General features: G+C 71.6%; 14 protein-coding genes. 9 read left to right on the top strand and 5 right to left on the bottom strand.

Translation table 11 applies throughout. The features are described from left to right. Window position 1 precedes the first annotated feature (1 nt). The 3 genes from IRQ30_RS06345 to IRQ30_RS06335 are packed head-to-tail and all read left to right on the top strand — an operon-like array spanning window position 2 to window position 2,360. A complete protein-coding gene (locus tag IRQ30_RS06345) occupies window positions 2-775 on the top strand; it encodes an ABC transporter permease subunit (protein ID WP_193608914.1) in 774 nt (257 codons plus the stop codon). Beyond that, window positions 772-1,548 (top strand): ABC transporter permease, encoded by a 777-nt coding sequence (locus IRQ30_RS06340; RefSeq protein ID WP_193612125.1) that lies wholly within the window; start codon window positions 772-774, stop codon window positions 1,546-1,548. The genes IRQ30_RS06345 and IRQ30_RS06340 overlap by 4 nt, the downstream gene beginning before the upstream one ends. Window positions 1,549-1,562: 14 nt before the next feature. Beyond that, window positions 1,563-2,360 carry an ABC transporter ATP-binding protein gene (locus IRQ30_RS06335; protein ID WP_227467052.1) on the top strand — a complete coding sequence of 266 codons (798 nt, stop codon included), beginning with the start codon at window positions 1,563-1,565 and terminating at the stop codon, window positions 2,358-2,360. A gap of 2 nt (window positions 2,361-2,362) precedes the next feature. Here IRQ30_RS06335 and IRQ30_RS06330 read toward each other — a convergent pair whose 3' ends face one another. Next, window positions 2,363-3,694, bottom strand: a complete 1,332-nt coding sequence (locus IRQ30_RS06330) for a hypothetical protein (protein WP_193612123.1) — start codon at window positions 3,692-3,694, stop codon at window positions 2,363-2,365. 4 nt (window positions 3,695-3,698) lie between these two features. Beyond that, window positions 3,699-4,055 carry a hypothetical protein gene (locus IRQ30_RS06325; RefSeq protein WP_193608917.1) on the bottom strand — a complete coding sequence of 119 codons (357 nt, stop codon included), beginning with the start codon at window positions 4,053-4,055 and terminating at the stop codon, window positions 3,699-3,701. Window positions 4,056-4,180: 125 nt separating this feature from the next. Between IRQ30_RS06325 and IRQ30_RS06320 the strand changes: the two genes are divergently transcribed. The 3 genes from IRQ30_RS06320 to pruA are packed head-to-tail and all read left to right on the top strand — an operon-like array spanning window position 4,181 to window position 7,636. Further along, window positions 4,181-5,629 carry a WS/DGAT/MGAT family O-acyltransferase gene (locus IRQ30_RS06320; protein ID WP_193612122.1) on the top strand — a complete coding sequence of 483 codons (1,449 nt, stop codon included), beginning with the start codon at window positions 4,181-4,183 and terminating at the stop codon, window positions 5,627-5,629. Beyond that, window positions 5,629-5,964: a DUF6912 family protein gene (locus IRQ30_RS06315; protein ID WP_193612121.1), complete on the top strand. Its 336-nt coding sequence runs from the start codon at window positions 5,629-5,631 to the stop codon at window positions 5,962-5,964. Before IRQ30_RS06320 ends, IRQ30_RS06315 begins: the two co-directional genes overlap by 1 nt. A 43-nt stretch (window positions 5,965-6,007) precedes the next feature. Next, window positions 6,008-7,636, top strand: coding sequence for an L-glutamate gamma-semialdehyde dehydrogenase (pruA, locus tag IRQ30_RS06310; RefSeq protein WP_193608920.1), 1,629 nt, complete (start codon window positions 6,008-6,010; stop codon window positions 7,634-7,636). A gap of 895 nt (window positions 7,637-8,531) precedes the next feature. On the opposite strand, the gene IRQ30_RS06305 is transcribed toward pruA, so the two are convergent. Next, window positions 8,532-9,605, bottom strand: a complete 1,074-nt coding sequence (locus IRQ30_RS06305; RefSeq protein WP_193612120.1) for an alkene reductase — start codon at window positions 9,603-9,605, stop codon at window positions 8,532-8,534. Window positions 9,606-9,665: 60 nt separating this feature from the next. On the opposite strand from IRQ30_RS06305, the gene IRQ30_RS06300 reads away from it, so the two are divergent. After that, window positions 9,666-9,860 (top strand): hypothetical protein, encoded by a 195-nt coding sequence (locus tag IRQ30_RS06300; protein ID WP_193612119.1) that lies wholly within the window; start codon window positions 9,666-9,668, stop codon window positions 9,858-9,860. Here the strand turns inward: IRQ30_RS06300 and IRQ30_RS06295 are convergent. Beyond that, window positions 9,845-10,327 carry a DUF2505 domain-containing protein gene (locus tag IRQ30_RS06295; protein WP_193612118.1) on the bottom strand — a complete coding sequence of 161 codons (483 nt, stop codon included), beginning with the start codon at window positions 10,325-10,327 and terminating at the stop codon, window positions 9,845-9,847. The two genes, IRQ30_RS06300 and IRQ30_RS06295, sit on opposite strands and share 16 nt — an antisense overlap. Further along, a complete protein-coding gene (locus IRQ30_RS06290) occupies window positions 10,324-10,806 on the bottom strand; it encodes a DUF2505 domain-containing protein (protein ID WP_193612117.1) in 483 nt (160 codons plus the stop codon). Before IRQ30_RS06290 ends, IRQ30_RS06295 begins: the two co-directional genes overlap by 4 nt. 50 nt (window positions 10,807-10,856) lie before the next feature. On the opposite strand from IRQ30_RS06290, the gene IRQ30_RS06285 reads away from it, so the two are divergent. Further along, entirely contained in the window at window positions 10,857-11,669 is an 813-nt protein-coding gene (locus IRQ30_RS06285) for a tryptophan 2,3-dioxygenase family protein (RefSeq protein WP_193608925.1), read from the top strand. Window positions 11,670-11,724: 55 nt separating this feature from the next. After that, the gene (locus IRQ30_RS06280; RefSeq protein WP_338089591.1) at window positions 11,725-16,581 is read left to right on the top strand and encodes an NAD-glutamate dehydrogenase; all 4,857 of its coding nucleotides are present in this window, start codon (window positions 11,725-11,727) and stop codon (window positions 16,579-16,581) included. Window positions 16,582-16,593: the final 12 nt, after the last annotated feature.

Genomic DNA, 16,593 nt, shown 5'->3' with positions numbered 1-16,593 from the left:
CGTGCTGAGGACCCGTCGTCGCCAGGTCCTGCTCGGCCGGCTGCTGACGCTGCTCGCGTTGGCCGCCGGCTGGCAGGTCCTCGGCTCCTCCCCGGACGCCGACGTCAAGGCGGTGCCGAAGCTCAGCGCCGTGCTGGCCGCCCTGGGCGACGAGCTCGGCACCTCCGCCCTGGCGACGGCACTGGGGGAGACCCTGACGACCACAGCCCTGGGCCTGGTGCTGTGCCTGCTCGTCGGCATCCCGGCCGGGCTGATCCTGGCGGCACACCCCGCACTGACCATCTCGTCGCGCTTCGTGATCGACTTCTGCCGCACCGTGCCGCCGCTGGCCGTCATCCCGCTGTTCCTGCTCCTCATGGGGCCCACCCAGCGGATGGCGGTCTCGCTGATCATCGCGGTGAGCGTGTGGCCGATCCTGCTGCAGACGATCCACGGGGTGCGCAACGTCGACCCCGAGCTGCTCTCCACGGCGAGGTCGTTCGGGCTCCCGCTGTGGCGACGGCTGCTGTTCGTGGTCGGGCCGGCGTCGATGCCCTACGTCTTCACCGGCATCCGCATCTCGGCGACGTTGAGCCTCCTGCTCACCATCGGCGCCGAGCTCATCGCCGGCGTCCCCGGCCTCGGCAAGGAGATCCTGTTGAGCCAGTCGGTGCCGGACCGCATGTTCGCGCTGATCACGGTGGCCGGCGTGCTGGGCATGGCGCTGGCGTTCGCCGTGACGGCCATCGAGTCGCGGCTGCTGGCCTGGCACCACGTCCCGAGGGCGGCGGCATGAGGGTGCTCGCCGGCCTCCGACTGCTCCTGTGGGAGCTGTGGCTTCCCGTGGCGCTCGTCGTGGTGTGGTGGTTCGTGTCCGCGTCCAGCACCTCGCCGTACTTCCCGCCGCTCTCGCGGATCTGGGAGGCGTTCGTGGAGAACTGGTTCGGCCCCTCGTTCCGCGTGGACGTCGTCCCCAGCATGACGAACCTGGCCCTCGGGCTGGCGTTCGCGCTGGTCGTCGGGGTCGGGGCCGGGCTGCTGCTGGCGCTGTTCCCGCTCGCCGGCGAGATCGCGGAACCGTTCCTGCAGTTCTTCCGGGCGATCCCCGCACTCGCCGTCCTCCCGGCGCTGTTCATCCTGTTCGGCACCGGATCCACCGGCAACGTCGCCGCCATCGCGTTCGGCGCCGTGTGGCCGATCCTGCTGAACACCCTCGACGGCATCCGGTCCATCCATCCCAGCGTCCGGCTCGTGGCGCGCAGCTACCGGATCCGGCCGTACCTCCTGGTGACCAACGTGCTGCTGCCCGGGGCCATGCCGCAGATCACCGTGGGCATCCGGACCAGCCTCGCCATCGGCGTCGTGATCATGGTCGGCAGCGAGATGTACGTGTCCACGGCCGGCATCGGGCACTTCGTGGTCGTGGCGCAGCAGACCTTCGCGCTCGCCGACATGTGGTCCGGCATCCTCCTCCTGGGCGTCATCGGCTACGCCCTCAACGTCGGCTACGGCGTGATCGAGCGGTGGCTGCTCCGGTGGCAGCCCCGCAGCACGTCGGGCTCGAAGTGAAAGGCACCCAGACCATGAACGCCACGCCTGCAGTCCAGCTGCGCGACCTCGGCGTCACCTACGGCGGCGCGACGGGCCGCGAGGTGCTGCGCGGGATCGACCTGTCGATCGCGCCGAACGAGATCGTCTGCATCGTCGGGCACTCCGGCATCGGCAAGAGCACCCTGATCCGGTGCATCGCGGGGCTGCAACGTCCCACCACCGGGGAGGTGCTCATCGGGGGCACGGCCATCACGGCCCCGCCCGCCACGCTCGCCCTCGTGTCACAGGACTACGGCCGCACCCTGATGCCGTGGCTGCGCGTCGGCGAGAACGTGCGCCTGCCGCTCCGGGGAGTGGGGCTGGCGCGCGCGGTGCAGGACGAGCGGGTGGCCGAGGCGCTCTCGGTGGTCGGCCTGGTCGAGGCCGCCCGGTCCTACCCCTGGCAGCTCTCCGGCGGCATGCAGCAGCGGGTGGCGATCGCCCGCGCGCTCGCCTACCGGCCGCAGGTGCTGCTGATGGACGAGCCGTTCGCCTCGGTGGACGCCCAGACGCGAGCGGAGCTGGAGGATCTTCTGCTCACGCTCCAGCGCGACCTGGGCATCACCGTCGTCCTGGTCACGCACGACGTCGACGAGTCGGTCTACCTGTCCGACCGGGTCGTCGTCGTGGGCGGCCGTCCGGCCCTGGTGCGCGAGATCGTCGAGGTGCCGATCAGCGGGGTCCGCGACCAGCTGACCACCAAGGCCGACCCGGCCTTCATCGCGTGTCGCACCCAGGTGCTGTCGTCGATCCAGGCGTCCAAGGACAGCGGGAGCGCCGTCGGCGGCTGAGGTCAGGCGGCGAAGAGCAGGTAGAGCCCGCCGACGGTGAACGCCACCATCGCGAAGAGCAGCGACAGCTGTCCGGTGAGCTGGTGGCGACGGGGGAGCAGCTTGATGGCCCGGTCGTGGGCGGCGATCACGCCGAGCACGTGGCCGATGACGACCGCGAGCACCTTGACGTTGGCCAGCAGGGTCGGGTGGTAGGACAGCCAGTAGTTCACCGACCAGTCACCGGTGCCGAGGATGTCGGAGCCGTTGCCGAACGGGTCGCTCGCCTGGATCAGCGTCTTCTGGCCGAACTCCACCAGGTAGGTCAGGTAGTGGGCCACGATGTAGCCCACGACGATCGGCACGACCGAGTGCGCGAAGAGGTTCGGCAAGGTGCGCCGCCGCGTGCCGGGCTCGACGCCGGTGAGCATCGTCCCGAGGGCGAAGATCGCCCCCACGCCGACGCAGAAGGCCACGATGGCCAGGTTGTTGAGCAGGTAGGACGAGGTGTCGGTCGACTGGATGTAGCGCACCCACACCGAGGAGTCGGCGAACGAGTCGAACGCCGTGCTGCCGAAGAGCACGGCCACGACCCCGACCAGGCCGGGGCGGACGACGACGGTGTCGAGGTTGGCCAGCGGGCTGCGCACGATCAGGTGGCCGTCGCGCATGCCCCAGACCGACATCTTCCCCACGAGGGTGGAGTAGACCTCGAACGGGTCGGCGTTCTCGTAGAAGGCGTTGCCGAAGAGCGCGCCGCCGAGCAGCATCACCGCGACGTAGATCGCGCACCAGAGCCGCACCGGACCGAGCTCGGTCATGAAGGGGTAGACCAGCTCCATCCAGGTGAAGGCGAAGAGCCCGAGCGCCGCCGGCCAGTGGCCGAGCCACCGCGGGTACTCGAAGACGCCCACCTCGGGGTCGCTGCCGGAGATCTTGGCGAAGGCGAGGTTGATCGTGCGCACCGGGCTGATGTGCTTCCACACGGGGCCGAGGAAGAACGACAGTGGGACCAGGCCGACCCACCACCACACGAAGACGATGCCGAAGATCGGGTTGGTCAGCAGGTCCTCGCCGAGGACCGCCACCATGACGGCGTACGCGAAGACGACGAAGCCGAAGACCCGCAGCGCGACGTACCAGGCCGTGGAGCGCACGAGCCGGTCGAGGAACGGCCAGGCGGGTCGGCCGCTGGTCGCGCCGTCGTAGCGGGGCGTGCGCCACGCGAGCGCCAGGACGGTGAAGGACACGACGAGCGCGGCGACGGCGCCGGCGATCGCCAGTGACGGAGAGATGGGCAGGTCGGCGGAGCCGCCGATGCCGTGGGCCAGCGGGGTGTCGCGTACGTCGGTCACGCCGTCAGCGCACCTCGAGCTGGACGATCACGACGTCGAGGTCGTGCGACTCGACCTCGACGACCCCCGGCTTGTCGATCTGCATCTCGATCGTGGTCTCCCCCTCCTCGAAGGGGAACTCCTGCTCCGGCTCGGAGTGGACGTGGATCTCGCCCGGTGCGTCGGCCTGGACCACCAGGTCGATCGGCTGGTCGACCCCGACCTCGACCCGCTCGCCGTTGGGGGTCACCGAGTCGCCGTCGAAGGTGATCTCGATCGTCTTCGGCTCCGAGCTGGCGGCGGGCTCGTCGTCGCCGCCACACGCGGTCAGGCCGCCCAGGGTCGAGACGAGCACGGCTGCGGCCGCCAGGCTCCGGCGCATGGTGGATTCCTCCGGTTCGGGGTACAGGTGCCACGACGATGGCACACCTCTGTCAGAATCCCATGGGGGGCAAACCCGGATGATCGGGGTCCGTGGGGGGCGACCGACGGGGAGAGGAGCGCCACATGAGCGAGCGACTGCGTCCGCGCGACCTCGCGTTCCTGACCGAGGAGACCCCGCAGGCGCCGATGCACAACGCCACGGTGGAGATCTTCGACCCGGCCGACTCCGGCTTCGACTACGACCGGCTGCTGCGCCTCATCCAGGACCGGATCTCGTTCGTCCCGCGCTACCGCCAGCGGGTGCAGGCGGTGCCCGGGCGCCTGGCCAACCCGGTGTGGGTCGACGACGACCACTTCGACCTGACCTACCACGTACGCCGCTCCGCGCTGCCGCGACCGGGGTCCATGGACCAGCTGCGCGACCTCGTCGCCCGCATCGTCTCCCGCCCCCTCGACCGCGCCCGGCCGCTGTGGGAGGTCTACTTCGTGGAGGGCCTCGAGGAGGGCCGGGTGGCGCTGCTGTCCAAGACGCACCAGGTCCTCGTCGACGGCGTCCACACGGTCGACCTCGGCCAGGTGCTGCTCGACGCGAGCGCGACGCCCAAGGAGCTCGAGGCCGACGAGTGGCAGGCGCGCCGCGCGCCGTCGCCGCTCGGCCTGCTCACCGGCGCCGTCCGCGACTCGCTCACCGCCCCCGAGACGCTGGTCGACACCGTGCGCAGTCGCTCCGGCTCCGCGCTGCGCACCGCGGCCGGCGCCGCCTCGCGCTCGCGGGAGGTCGCCCACGCGCTCAGCGGCCGCGCCCCCGCGGGCGAGTCGCCGATCGCCGGCCACCTCTCCCAGCAGCGGCGCGTCGTCACGCTGGACACCCCGCTGGCCGACTACCGCACGATCCGCGCGGCGCACGGCGGCACCGTCAACGACGTCATCCTCGCCACGGTGGCGGGCGGGCTCCGCGCCTGGCTCATGACGCGCGCCGAGTCGCTCAAGGGTCTCCGGCAGGTGCGTGCGGTCGTCCCGGTCTCGGTCATCGACGCCGAGCTGGAGGCCACCTCGCTGGGCAGCCAGATCGCGCCCCACTTCGTCGACCTTCCAGTAGGTGAGGCCAGCCCCCTCGTGCGGCTGCACCAGGTGAGCTACTCGTTCCAGGCGCACAAGGAGACCGGCCGCGGCGTCGCCGCCAACCGGCTCGCCGGGATCGCCGGCTTCGCGCCCACCACCTTTCACGCCATCGGCTCCCGCGTGGCCGCCGCCGAGCGCCGCGGCTACCACCTCAACGTCACCAACGTGCCGGGACCGCAGTCGCCGCTCTACGCCGCCGGCGCGCGGATGGTGAGCAGCTACCCCGTCCCGCCGCTGCTGGCCGGCCACCCGCTGGCGATCGGCGTGACGTCGTACGACGGGCGGGTGTTCTTCGGCATCACCGCCGACCGGGTGCAGATCCCCGACGCCGACCTGCTCGGCACCTGCATCGTCGAGGCCCTCGACGAGCTGCTCGAGGCCTCCAGCGGCTCCCGGTCCCGGGCGCCGCGCGGACGCACGCGGACCGCCCGCCCGACGAAGGACGCCTGATGCCGCGCCTCTACCTCCCCGGCTCGCTCGAGCTGCTCGCCGAGTGGGTCGCGGCCGACGCGGTGCCGTGGCCGGCCGACCCGATCTCGCCGGAGGGAGACGACGAGGAGTCCGAGTACGCCGCGCTGATGACCGCGGCCGACGCCTCCGTCGAGCTGATCGGCGGCGCGGGCCGCAGGGTGGTCCTGGTCGCGGAGGTGGCCTCCGAGGGGCACCCGGTCCCCCTGCGTCGCGTCGTCGCGGCGCACGCCGACCTGGCCGACTTCGCCGACGTCGACGACGACCTCGCGTGGTTCGCCACCCAGGAGATCCCGGACCTGCTCGCCGGCGCCTGAGGCCGCTTCGACAAGCCCGACCGCCGGGTGACAACATCCGAGCATGGACGCCATCACCTTCCCTCCGGCTCCCACCAACGAGCCCAACCTGACCTACGCCCCCGGTAGCCCGGAGCGCGCGGAGCTGGTCGCCGAGCTCGAGCGGCAGGAGCGCAAGCAGGTCACCCTCCGGGCCCACATCGGCGGGCGCAAGCGGTCCGGCGGCGGTGAGGAGATCGCGGTCGTGCAGCCGCACGACCACCAGCACGTGCTCGGGGTCATGAAGAACTCCACGGAGGCCGACGCCCAGGCGGCGGTCAAGGCCGCGGCCAAGGCTGCCCCGGAGTGGCGGGCGATGTCGATGGACGACCGCGGCGCCATCCTGCTCAAGGCCGCCGACCTGCTGGCCGGCCCGTGGCGCCAGCGCGTCAACGCCGCCACGATGCTGGGCCAGTCGAAGACGGCGTTCCAGGCCGAGATCGACGCGGCCTGCGAGCTGATCGACTTCTGGCGCTACAACGTCCACTACGCCAAGCAGATCCTCACCGACCAGCCGATCGCCAACAGCCCCGGCGTCTGGAACCGCACCGACCACCGCCCCCTCGAGGGCTTCGTCTACGCGATCACGCCGTTCAACTTCACCGCCATCGCCGGCAACCTGCCCACCGCGCCCGCTCTCATGGGCAACACCGTGGTGTGGAAGCCCTCGCCGACCCAGCAGGTCGCGGCGTCGCTGACGATGGAGCTGCTCGAGGAGGCCGGGATGCCGCCGGGCGTCATCAACATGCTGCCCGGCGACGGCCTGGACGTCTCCAAGGTGACCCTGGCCCACCCCGACCTGGCCGGCATCCACTTCACCGGCTCCACGCCGACCTTCCAGCACCTGTGGCGCACCGTGGGCGAGAACATCACCGGCTACCGCGCCTACCCGCGCATCGTCGGCGAGACCGGCGGCAAGGACTTCATCCTCGCCCACCCCTCCGCCGACCCCGACGTCGTCCGGGTCGCGATGGTCCGCGGCGCCTTCGAGTTCCAGGGCCAGAAGTGCTCGGCCGCCTCGCGGGCCTACGTCGCCCGCTCGGTCTGGAAGCGCATCAAGGACGACCTGATCGCCGAGGTGGAGGCGATCTCGATGGGCGACGTCACCGACCTCTCGCACTTCATGGGCGCCGTCATCGACGACCGCGCGTTCGCCAAGCACGAGAAGGCGATCGCGCGCGCCCGCGGTCAACGCGGCCTCACCGTGCTCGCCGGCGGCCAGACCGACGACTCCGTCGGCTACTTCGTCCGCCCGACCGTCATCGAGGGCGGCGACCCGACCGACGAGATGTTCTCCACCGAGTACTTCGGCCCGATCCTGGTCGTGCACGTCTACGAGGACGGCGACTTCGAGAAGGTCGCCCGGCAGCTCGAGGGCTTCGCGCCGTACGCCCTCACCGGCGCGGTCATCGCCCGCGACCGCGCGGCCATCGCATGGGCCAGCGAGGAGCTCCGCTTCGCCGCGGGGAACTTCTACATCAACGACAAGCCCACCGGCGCCGTCGTCGGCCAGCAGCCCTTCGGTGGTGGTCGCGCCTCCGGCACCAACGACAAGGCCGGCGCCGCGGTGAACCTCCAGCGCTGGACCAGCCCCCGCTCCATCAAGGAGACCTTCGTCCCGCCCAAGGACTACCGCTACCCGTACATGGGCTGACCTGTCGACCGGGCGCCGGTGGTCGAGCGCCCGTCGAGACCCTGTGAGCCGGCTGCGGACCGACCCTCCGGTGGTTGAGGTGCGAGCGCCAGCGAGCCTCGAAACCACACCGCTGGTGGTCGAGCAGTGAGGAGCGTCAGCGACGAGCGCCCGTCGAGACCCGGTGAGCCGGCTGCGGACCGACCTCACGGTGGTTGAGGTGCGAGCGCAGCGAGCCTCGAAACCACACCGCCGATGCGTGGCTGGTGTGGGCCCGCGCGCTAGCAGCCCGGGTCTCGGCGTCAAGGAGCTTCGCCCGCTTCGCGGCGCCCTTCGGGCGTCCTTGACTCCGAGCCTCTCCCGGGCTGCTGAGGCGGCGCATGGGCGGCGGCGGCTTCGCCGCGCCGCCCGCTAACAGCGCGGGCCCCGCCGATCGGTCACCTATGTCGGCAGTTCGAGCTCGGGCTGAGCCACTTCACGCTCAGCCGGGCCGGCACCGCGCCCAACTGCCGACGCTGAGTGTCGGTAGACGCACCACCAGTCACACCAGCCCCACGGGGAGGGGTGCCGCGCTTTGCGCGGGCGGCGCGGGCGAAGCCCGTGTCGCCCCGTGCGCCGTCAAGCCGGTCGAGAGAGGCTCCGGGTCAAGGACGGCGAAGCCGCCGCGAAGCGGGCGAAGCTCCTTGGGGCGGAGACGCGACCGGCTACGCGCGCGGCACCCCAGTCCGGCCCCGAGGAGACAACCAGAGGTGCGGGGGTCTCGACGGCCGCTCGTCGCTGGCGCTCCTCGCTGCTCGACCACCGGCGGGGTGGTTTCGAGGCTCGCTGGCGCTCGCACCTCAACCACCGAGGGGCGTGCCTGGGACGGCGCAGGGCGGTGACCGGTTCGGTCACCGCCCTGCGTGGTCGTCGAGCGTCAGGCGTCGAGGGCGGGGTAGTCGGTGTAGCCCTCGGCGCCGCCACCGTAGAAGGTGTCGGGGTTGGGCTCGTTGAGGTCGGCGCCGGTCTGCCAGCGGCGGGGGAGGTCGGGGTTGGCCAGGAAGAGGCGACCGACCGCGACGGCGTCGGCGAGGTCCTTGTCGAGGATCTCCTGGGCCGACTCGCGGGTGGTGACCTCGCCGAAGCCGTCGTTGGCGACCAGCACGCCGCCGAAGGCCTTGCGCAGGTCCTGCACGAGGTCCTGACGGGGCTCGGCGAGCACGCTGAGGTAGGCCAGGCCGAGCGGCGCGATGGCCTCGACCAGCGCGGAGTAGGTCGCGGCGACGTCGGCCGGGTCCTCCTCGGTGCAGCCCTGGATGTTGTGGGCGGGGGAGATCCGGATGCCCACGCGCTCCGGGCCGATGGCCTCGGCGACCGCACGGGTCACCTCGATGGCGAAGCGGGCGCGGTTGGCGGGCGAGCCGCCGTACTCGTCCGTGCGCTCGTTGGCGCCGGGCGCGAGGAACTGGTGGATCAGGTAGCCGTTGGCCGCATGGACCTCGACCCCGTCGAGGCCGGCCTCGACGGCGTTGCGGGCGGCGGTGACGTACTCCTCGACGGCTCCGGCGACCTCGTCGGTCTCGAGCGCGCGGGGGACGGGGTAGGGCTGCGGTCCGCTGGCGGTGACGATGGTGTCGGGGGCCGCGATCGCGCTGGGGGCGATGATCTCCTGGCCGCCGGTGTTGTCGGGGTGGGAGATCCGGCCGACGTGCATCAGCTGGGCCACGATGCGACCGCCCTTGCCGTGCACGGCGTCGGCGACGCGGCGCCATCCGGCGAGCTGCTCGGGGGAGTGGAAGCCCGGCGTGTCCAGGTAGCCCTGGCCGCGGGCGCTGGGCTGGCTGCCCTCGGTGATGATCAGTCCGGCGCTCGCCCGCTGCGCGTAGTACTCCACGGCCAGGTCGCCGGGCACTCCGCCCGGCTCGGCGCGGTTGCGGGTCAGCGGTGCCATCACCAGACGGTTGGGGAGCGTCCAGGACTGCATGGTCAGGTCGTCGAAGAGATCGGGCATGCCTGGTTCAACCGGGGTGGAGGTGCCGCGCATTCCGCCCCGGGTGGAGAATCGACCGCGATGAACATCACCCCTCCGCCCCTCACGCCGCTGCACCTCGGCGCGCTCCACCCCGTGGAGCAGGCGCTGACGATCGTGCTCGCGTTCGGGCCGTTCGCGGTGCTGGGCGTCGTGATCGCCGTACGCCGGCGGCGCGAGGCGGCGGAGGACGCCGCCGAGGCGGAGCCTGCGGCCGACCCTCAGCGCGAGAGGTAGTCGCGCCCCAGCCGGTTCTCGGTCTCCAGGGCAGCCAGGAGCATCTCGCCGATCATCTTCTCGATCTTGCCGCCGACGAGCGGGATGCCGACCTTGATCGTCATGGTGACGGCCTCGGTGGTCACGCCAGCGTGCTCGGTGAGGACGGCGGTGCCGGTCATGTCGCCGGGCTTGCCGGGGATCGTCACCACGATGTCGCCCTGCGTCGGGCCGGTCCAGGACTCGGCCTGGACGATGTTGGTCTCCTCGCCGACGAACTTCTTCGCGAACGACGGCAGGCCGGCCGTCGGCTGCCACTGGTCCAGCACGATCTCGGCGTTCTCCCCGTCCTCCGAGACCGAGACCTCGGCGCGGGTCATGCCGATCGCGGCGCACACCTCGCGGCGGAAGTCGGCGTCGCGCAGCATCGCGGCCACCCGCTCCGGGGGCGCGTCGTAGGTCAGCCGGTGCGTGACCTGGCGGCTCATCGTCGGCCCGCCAGCCACTCGACGCCGACCTCGTGCTCCTTGGCGTAGCCCTGCTCGAGGCTGTCCACGAGGAGCTGCTCGAGCTTGCCGCCGATCAGCGGCACCTTGACCTTCGCGTCCAGGTCGACGGTCTGCACCGTGCCGCCGCCGGCCTCGCGCAGGGCCACGGTCCCCGTGATCTTGGTCGGCTTGCCCGGGGCCGTGATCTCGACGTCGCCGCCGGAGCCGTCCTTCCAGGTCTCGGTGAGGATCGCGGTCGTGGTCTCGCCCACGAACTTCTTCGCGATCGACGGCAGGCCCGAGGTGTTCTGCTCGGTCTCCACGCGCACCGTCAGGCCGGCGCCCGCCACGTCGGTCGTCACCTGGTGGGACACCGCGTGCTGGGCCTCGGCGACCTTCTCCCGGAAGGCCGGGTCGGACAGCATGGCGAAGACGTCGGCGGGGGGAGCGTCGTAGGACAGCTCGGTGTGCAGCTTCATGGCCGACATCATGCACCCGCCCCCACCGGTCCGTGGTTAGGTGGGCGTTTGTGACGACCCGTGAGCAGCAGCCCGACGAGAGCTTCGTGTCCTTCGGCGAGCAGGGGGCCCAGCTGACCTACGGCAGCTACCTGCGCCTGCCCCAGCTGCTGGACTCCCAGCACCTGGAGTCCGACCCGCCGGCGCACGACGAGCTGCTGTTCATCACCATCCACCAGGTCTACGAGCTGTGGTTCAAGCAGCTCCTCCACGAGGCGGTGGCCGCTCGCGACGCGATGAGCGCCGGCAACCTGTGGTGGGCCCAGCACCTGCTGCAGCGGGTGCACGTGATCGAGCGGGTGCTCGTGCAGCAGGTCGACGTGCTCGAGACGATGACCCCGCAGGACTTCCTGCAGTTCCGCCAGCAGCTCGCCCCCGCGAGCGGCTTCCAGTCGGTGCAGTTCCGCGAGCTGGAGTTCCTCTCCGGGGCGAAGGACGCGGCGTACGTCGAGCGCTTCCGCGGGCTGACCGCCGAGGAGCAGCGCCGGCTCGGGCAGCGCCTCGAGGAGCCCACGCTGTGGGACGCCCTCCTGGAGGTCCTGCGGGCGCAGGGTCTGGCGGCGGGCACCGACGAGGAGGTCTCGGCGTCGCTGCGCACGGTCGCGCACGACCGCTCCCGGTACGCCGCCGTCTGGGCGCTCGCGGAGGCGCTGCTGCAGCACGACGAGCTGGCCGCCAGCTGGCGCGCGCGGCACGTCGTCATGGTCGAGCGGATGATCGGATCGAAGTCCGGCACCGGCGGCTCGAGCGGCTCGACGTACCTGCGCAGCCGGCTCCCGCTGCAGTACTACCCCCTCCTCTGGGACCTTCGCAGCGAGCTGTAGCGCGACCCGCACCCCTCGTTGTGACATGGCGCACCCGAGGTCCTACTGTCGGAGCGTGTCAACGACGACGCAGGATGTGGACAAGGCCGAGCTCCTCGACCAGGCGATCGACCTGGCCCTGAAGAAGAAGGGGACCGGGGGGCCGCCGCAGGCCCGGGTGGACGCGCTGCTGAGGGCCTACTACCGCCACGTGGCGCCCGAGGACCTCCTGGAGCGCAGCGACGTCGACGTCTACGGCGCGCTGGTCTCGCACTACCGGCTCGCCGAGGAGCGCCCCCAGGGCACCGCCCGGGTGCGGGTGCTGACCCCGACGCTGAGCGAGCAGGGCTGGTCGGCCGGCGGCCACTCGGTCGTCGAGGTCGTCGTGGACGACATGCCGTTCCTCGTGGACTCCCTGACCATGGAGCTCTCGCGCCAGCTGCGCGACGTGCACCTGGTGATCCACCCCAACTACGACGTCGTGCGCGACATCACCGGCGTGCTCCAGGAGGTGCGGCCGGTCGACGACGGGTCGAGCGCCCCTGAGGACGACGCCGTGCGCGAGTCCTGGATGCACGTGGAGATCGACCGGATCCGCGAGGACGACGACCCCGCCGACATCGTCGACGCGGTGCAGCGGGTGCTGCGCGACGTGCGCGAGTCGGTCGAGGACTGGGAGCGGATGCACGCCCAGATCAAGGACATCGTCGACGGCCTCCACGCCGACCCGCCGCCGCTGGACCCCGACGAGGTTCGGCAGGCCGCCGACCTGCTGTCGTGGCTGTCCGACGAGCACTTCACGTTCCTCGGCTACCGCGAGTACGCGCTGGAGCGCCAGGACGAGGACGACTTCCTGCGCGCCGTGCCCGGCACCGGGCTCGGCATCCTGCGTGCCGACCAGGAGATGTCCGACTCGTTCGGGCGCCTGCCCGAGCTGGTCAAGGCCAAGGCCCGCGAGAAGACGCTGCTGGTGCTGGCCAAGGCCAACTCTCGAGCCACCGTGCACCGCCCGGCCTACCTCGACTACGTCGGGGTCAAGACGTTCGGCGCCGACGGCGAGGTCACCGGCGAGCGTCGCTTCCTCGGCCTCTTCTCGAGCGCGGCCTACACCGAGTCGCTGCTGCGGATCCCGCTGATCCGCGAGAAGGCCGAGGCGGTGCTGCGCCGCAGCGGCTTCGACGCCCGCAGCCACGCGGGCAAGGCCCTGATGGACACCCTCGAGACCTACCCGCGCGACGAGCTGTTCCACACGCCGGTCGACGAGCTCTCGCCGATGGTGGAGGCCGCGATGGTCGCGCGGGAGCGCCGCGCGCTGCGGCTGGTCGTGCGCCGCGACACCTACGGCCGCTACGCCTCCGTGCTCGTCTACCTGCCGCGCGACCGCTACAACACCAGCGTCCGCGAGCGGTTCGCGAAGATCCTCCAGGACCGCTTCGGCGGCGAGTCCGTGGAGTTCACCGTGCGCATCAACGAGTCCACGACGGCGAGGGTCCACTTCGTGGTCCGGGTGCCCAAGGGCGAGGCGATCCCCGACGTGGACACCCAGGAGCTCGAGCGCCGGCTGGGGGAGGCGTCGCGCTCCTGGCGCGACGACTTCCACTCCGCCGTGGTCGCCGAGTACGGCGAGGAGGCCGGCTCGATCCTGGGCCGCCGCTACGCCGACTCGTTCCCGGAGGCCTACAAGGAGGACTTCCTCGCCCGCACCGCCGCGGTCGACCTCGGCCGCCTCGAGGCGATCCAGGGCGAGCAGGGCATCGACCTGGCGCTCTACGAGGAGCTGGATGCCGGTCGCGGCGAGGCCCGCCTCAAGGTCTTCCGCATCGGCGAGCCGCTGTCGCTCTCGGAGATCCTGCCGATGCTGTCGTCGATGGGGGTCGAGGTCGTCGACGAGCGTCCCTACGCCCTCGCCGGCCTGGAGCGCCCGTCGTACGTCTACGAGTTCGGGCTGCGCTACGGCCGCGCCCTGCCCGCGGGTGCCCGCGAGCCGTTCCAGGACGCGCTGCGCGCGGTGTGGGACGGGTTCAACGAGATCGACGGGTTCAACGCGCTGGTGCTGGGCGCCGGCCTGACCTGGCGCCAGGCTACGGTGCTGCGCGCCTACGCCAAGTACATGCGGCAGGGCGGCTCGCCGTTCGCCCTCGACTACATCGAGGACGCGCTCGGCAGCAACGTCGAGATCACGCGGCTGCTGGTGCGGCTGTTCGAGGCCCGCTTCGAGCCGGGCGACGACGACGAGGCCGACTCCGAGCGGCGCACGGCCGAGGTCGAGGACGTCCGGCAGCGCATCCACCGCGCCCTCGACGACGTGGCCAGCCTCGACCACGACCGGATCCTGCGCTCCTACCTGACGCACGTGCTGGCGACGCTGCGCACCAACTACTTCCAGACCGTCGACGGCGGGCCGCACCCCTACATGTCCTTCAAGCTCGAGCCGTCGGCGATCCCGGACCTGCCCGAGCCGCGACCGCGCTTCGAGATCTTCGTCTACTCGCCGCGCGTCGAGGGCGTGCACCTGCGCTTCGGCGCCGTCGCGCGCGGAGGTCTGCGCTGGTCGGACCGTCGCGACGACTTCCGCACCGAGGTGCTCGGGCTGGTCAAGGCGCAGATGGTCAAGAACACCGTCATCGTGCCGGTCGGCGCCAAGGGCGGCTTCTTCTGCAAGCAGCTGCCCGACTCCTCCGACCGCGACGCCTGGATGGCCGAGGGCATCGCCTGCTACCGGACCTTCATCTCCGGGCTGCTCGACATCACCGACAACCTCGTCGACGGCGAGACCGTGCCTCCGCGCGAGGTCGTGCGCCACGACGGCGACGACTCCTACCTGGTGGTCGCCGCCGACAAGGGCACGGCGACGTTCTCCGACATCGCCAACGGCGTGGCGAAGGACTACGGGTTCTGGCTCGGCGACGCCTTCGCCAGCGGCGGCTCGGTCGGCTATGACCACAAGGCGATGGGCATCACCGCGCGCGGTGCCTGGGTCTCGGTGCGCCGACACTTCCGCGAGATGGGCGTCGACTGCCAGACCGAGGACCACACCTGCGTGGGCGTCGGCGACATGTCCGGCGACGTGTTCGGCAACGGGCTGCTGTGCTCCGAGCACACCCGGCTGCTGGCGGCGTTCGACCACCGCGACATCTTCATCGACCCCTCGCCCGACGCGGCCACGTCGTACGCCGAGCGGCGGCGCCTGTTCGAGCTGCCGCGCTCGTCGTGGCGCGACTACGACCGGGCCCTCATCTCCGAGGGCGGCGGCGTGTTCCCGCGCTCGGCGAAGTCGATCCGGCTCAACGACCAGATCCGTGCCGCGCTCGGCATCGACGAGGGCGTCGTCGCGATGACGCCGGCCGAGCTGATGCGGGCCATCCTCCTCGCGCCTGCCGACCTGCTGTGGAACGGCGGCATCGGCACCTACGTGAAGGGCGCGGACGAGGACCACGCCGCGGCCGGCGACAAGGCGAACGACGCGATCCGCGTCGACGGCGGTGACCTGCGGGTGAGGTGCGTCGGCGAGGGCGGCAACCTCGGGTTCACGCAGGCCGGGCGGATCGAGTACGCCCAGTCCGGCGGTCGGATGAACACCGACTTCATCGACAACTCCGCGGGCGTGGACACCTCCGACCACGAGGTGAACCTCAAGATCCTCCTCGACCGCGTGGTCCAGGCCGGTGACCTGACGGAGAAGCAGCGCAACAAGGTGCTCGTCGAGATGACCGACGAGGTCGCCGAGCTGGTACTGCGTGACAACTACGAGCAGAACCTCGCCCTGGCCAACGCGGCGGCGAACGCCGTGCCGTTGCTGCACGTCCACGAGTTCTGGATGAAGAAGCTCGAGAGCGACGGCCGGCTCCACCGCGAGATCGAGGGCCTGCCGTCGCGCCGCGAGGTGCGCCGCCGGCTGGAGCGCCGCGAGGGGCTGACCGTGCCCGAGCTGTCGGTGCTGATGGCGTGGACCAAGATCGTGCTCGCCGACGAGCTGATCGAGTCCGAGCTGCCGGACGACCCCTACCTCGACCTGGACCTCAAGGCCTACTTCCCCCGCCAGATCCGCGAGGGCTTCGAGGGACCGCTCAAGGAGCACCCCCTGCGTCGCGAGATCATCGTGACCCAGGTCGTCAACGACCTCGTCAACGGCGCCGGGATGACCTACTGGCCGCGGCTGGCCGGTGAGACCGGCGCGGACGCCGCCGACCTCGTGCGGGCCAACTTCGTCGCCCGGGAGATCTTCGCGTCGCTGCCGCTGCGCGACGAGATCAAGGCGCTCGACACCCGGCTCGACGCGTCGGTCCAGACCCGGATGCGCCTGGAGATGCGCACACTCGTCGAGCGGGCCTCGCGCTGGCTCGTCAGCAACCGCCGCCCGCCGCTGGACAGCCAGGCGACCGTCGAGCTGTTCGCCGGAGCGGTGCAGCAGACGATGGCGCTGCTGCCCGACCTGATGACCGGCCGCGAGCTCACGGCCTACGGGACGCGACGCGACGCGCTCGTCGACAAGGGCGTCCCCGAGGAGCTGGCCTCACGCGTGGCGGTGCTGCCGCCGTCGTACATGCTGCTCAACATCATCGAGATCGCGCAGCGCGAGTCCTACGACCCCACCGTCGTGGCCCGCGTGCACTTCGCGCTCGGCGAGCGGCTCGGTCTGCCGTCGCTGGTGCAGCGGATCCTCGGGCTGCCGCGCAACGACCGGTGGCAGACGATGGCCCGCGCGGCCCTGCGCGACGACCTGCACGCCGTGCACGCCCAGCTCACGCACCAGGTGCTGGTCGCCACGTCCGCCGACGACCCCGCCCCCCTGCGCATCGCGCAGTGGGAGGAGGGGGACGCCGTCGTCGTCGCCCGCGCCGCGACGACGCTGCAGGAGATCTGCACCGACGACGCGGCCGACCTGGCTCGGATGTCGGTGGGCCTGCGCGTCGTACGAGGGCTGCTGGCGTAGCCGAGGGCCGCG

This window comes from Nocardioides lijunqiniae (assembly GCF_015024225.1).
GTDB classification, from domain to species: domain Bacteria; phylum Actinomycetota; class Actinomycetes; order Propionibacteriales; family Nocardioidaceae; genus Nocardioides; species Nocardioides lijunqiniae.
The sequence above is the reverse complement of the archived record's forward strand: the minus strand, read 5'-3'. Positions and strand labels throughout refer to the sequence as shown.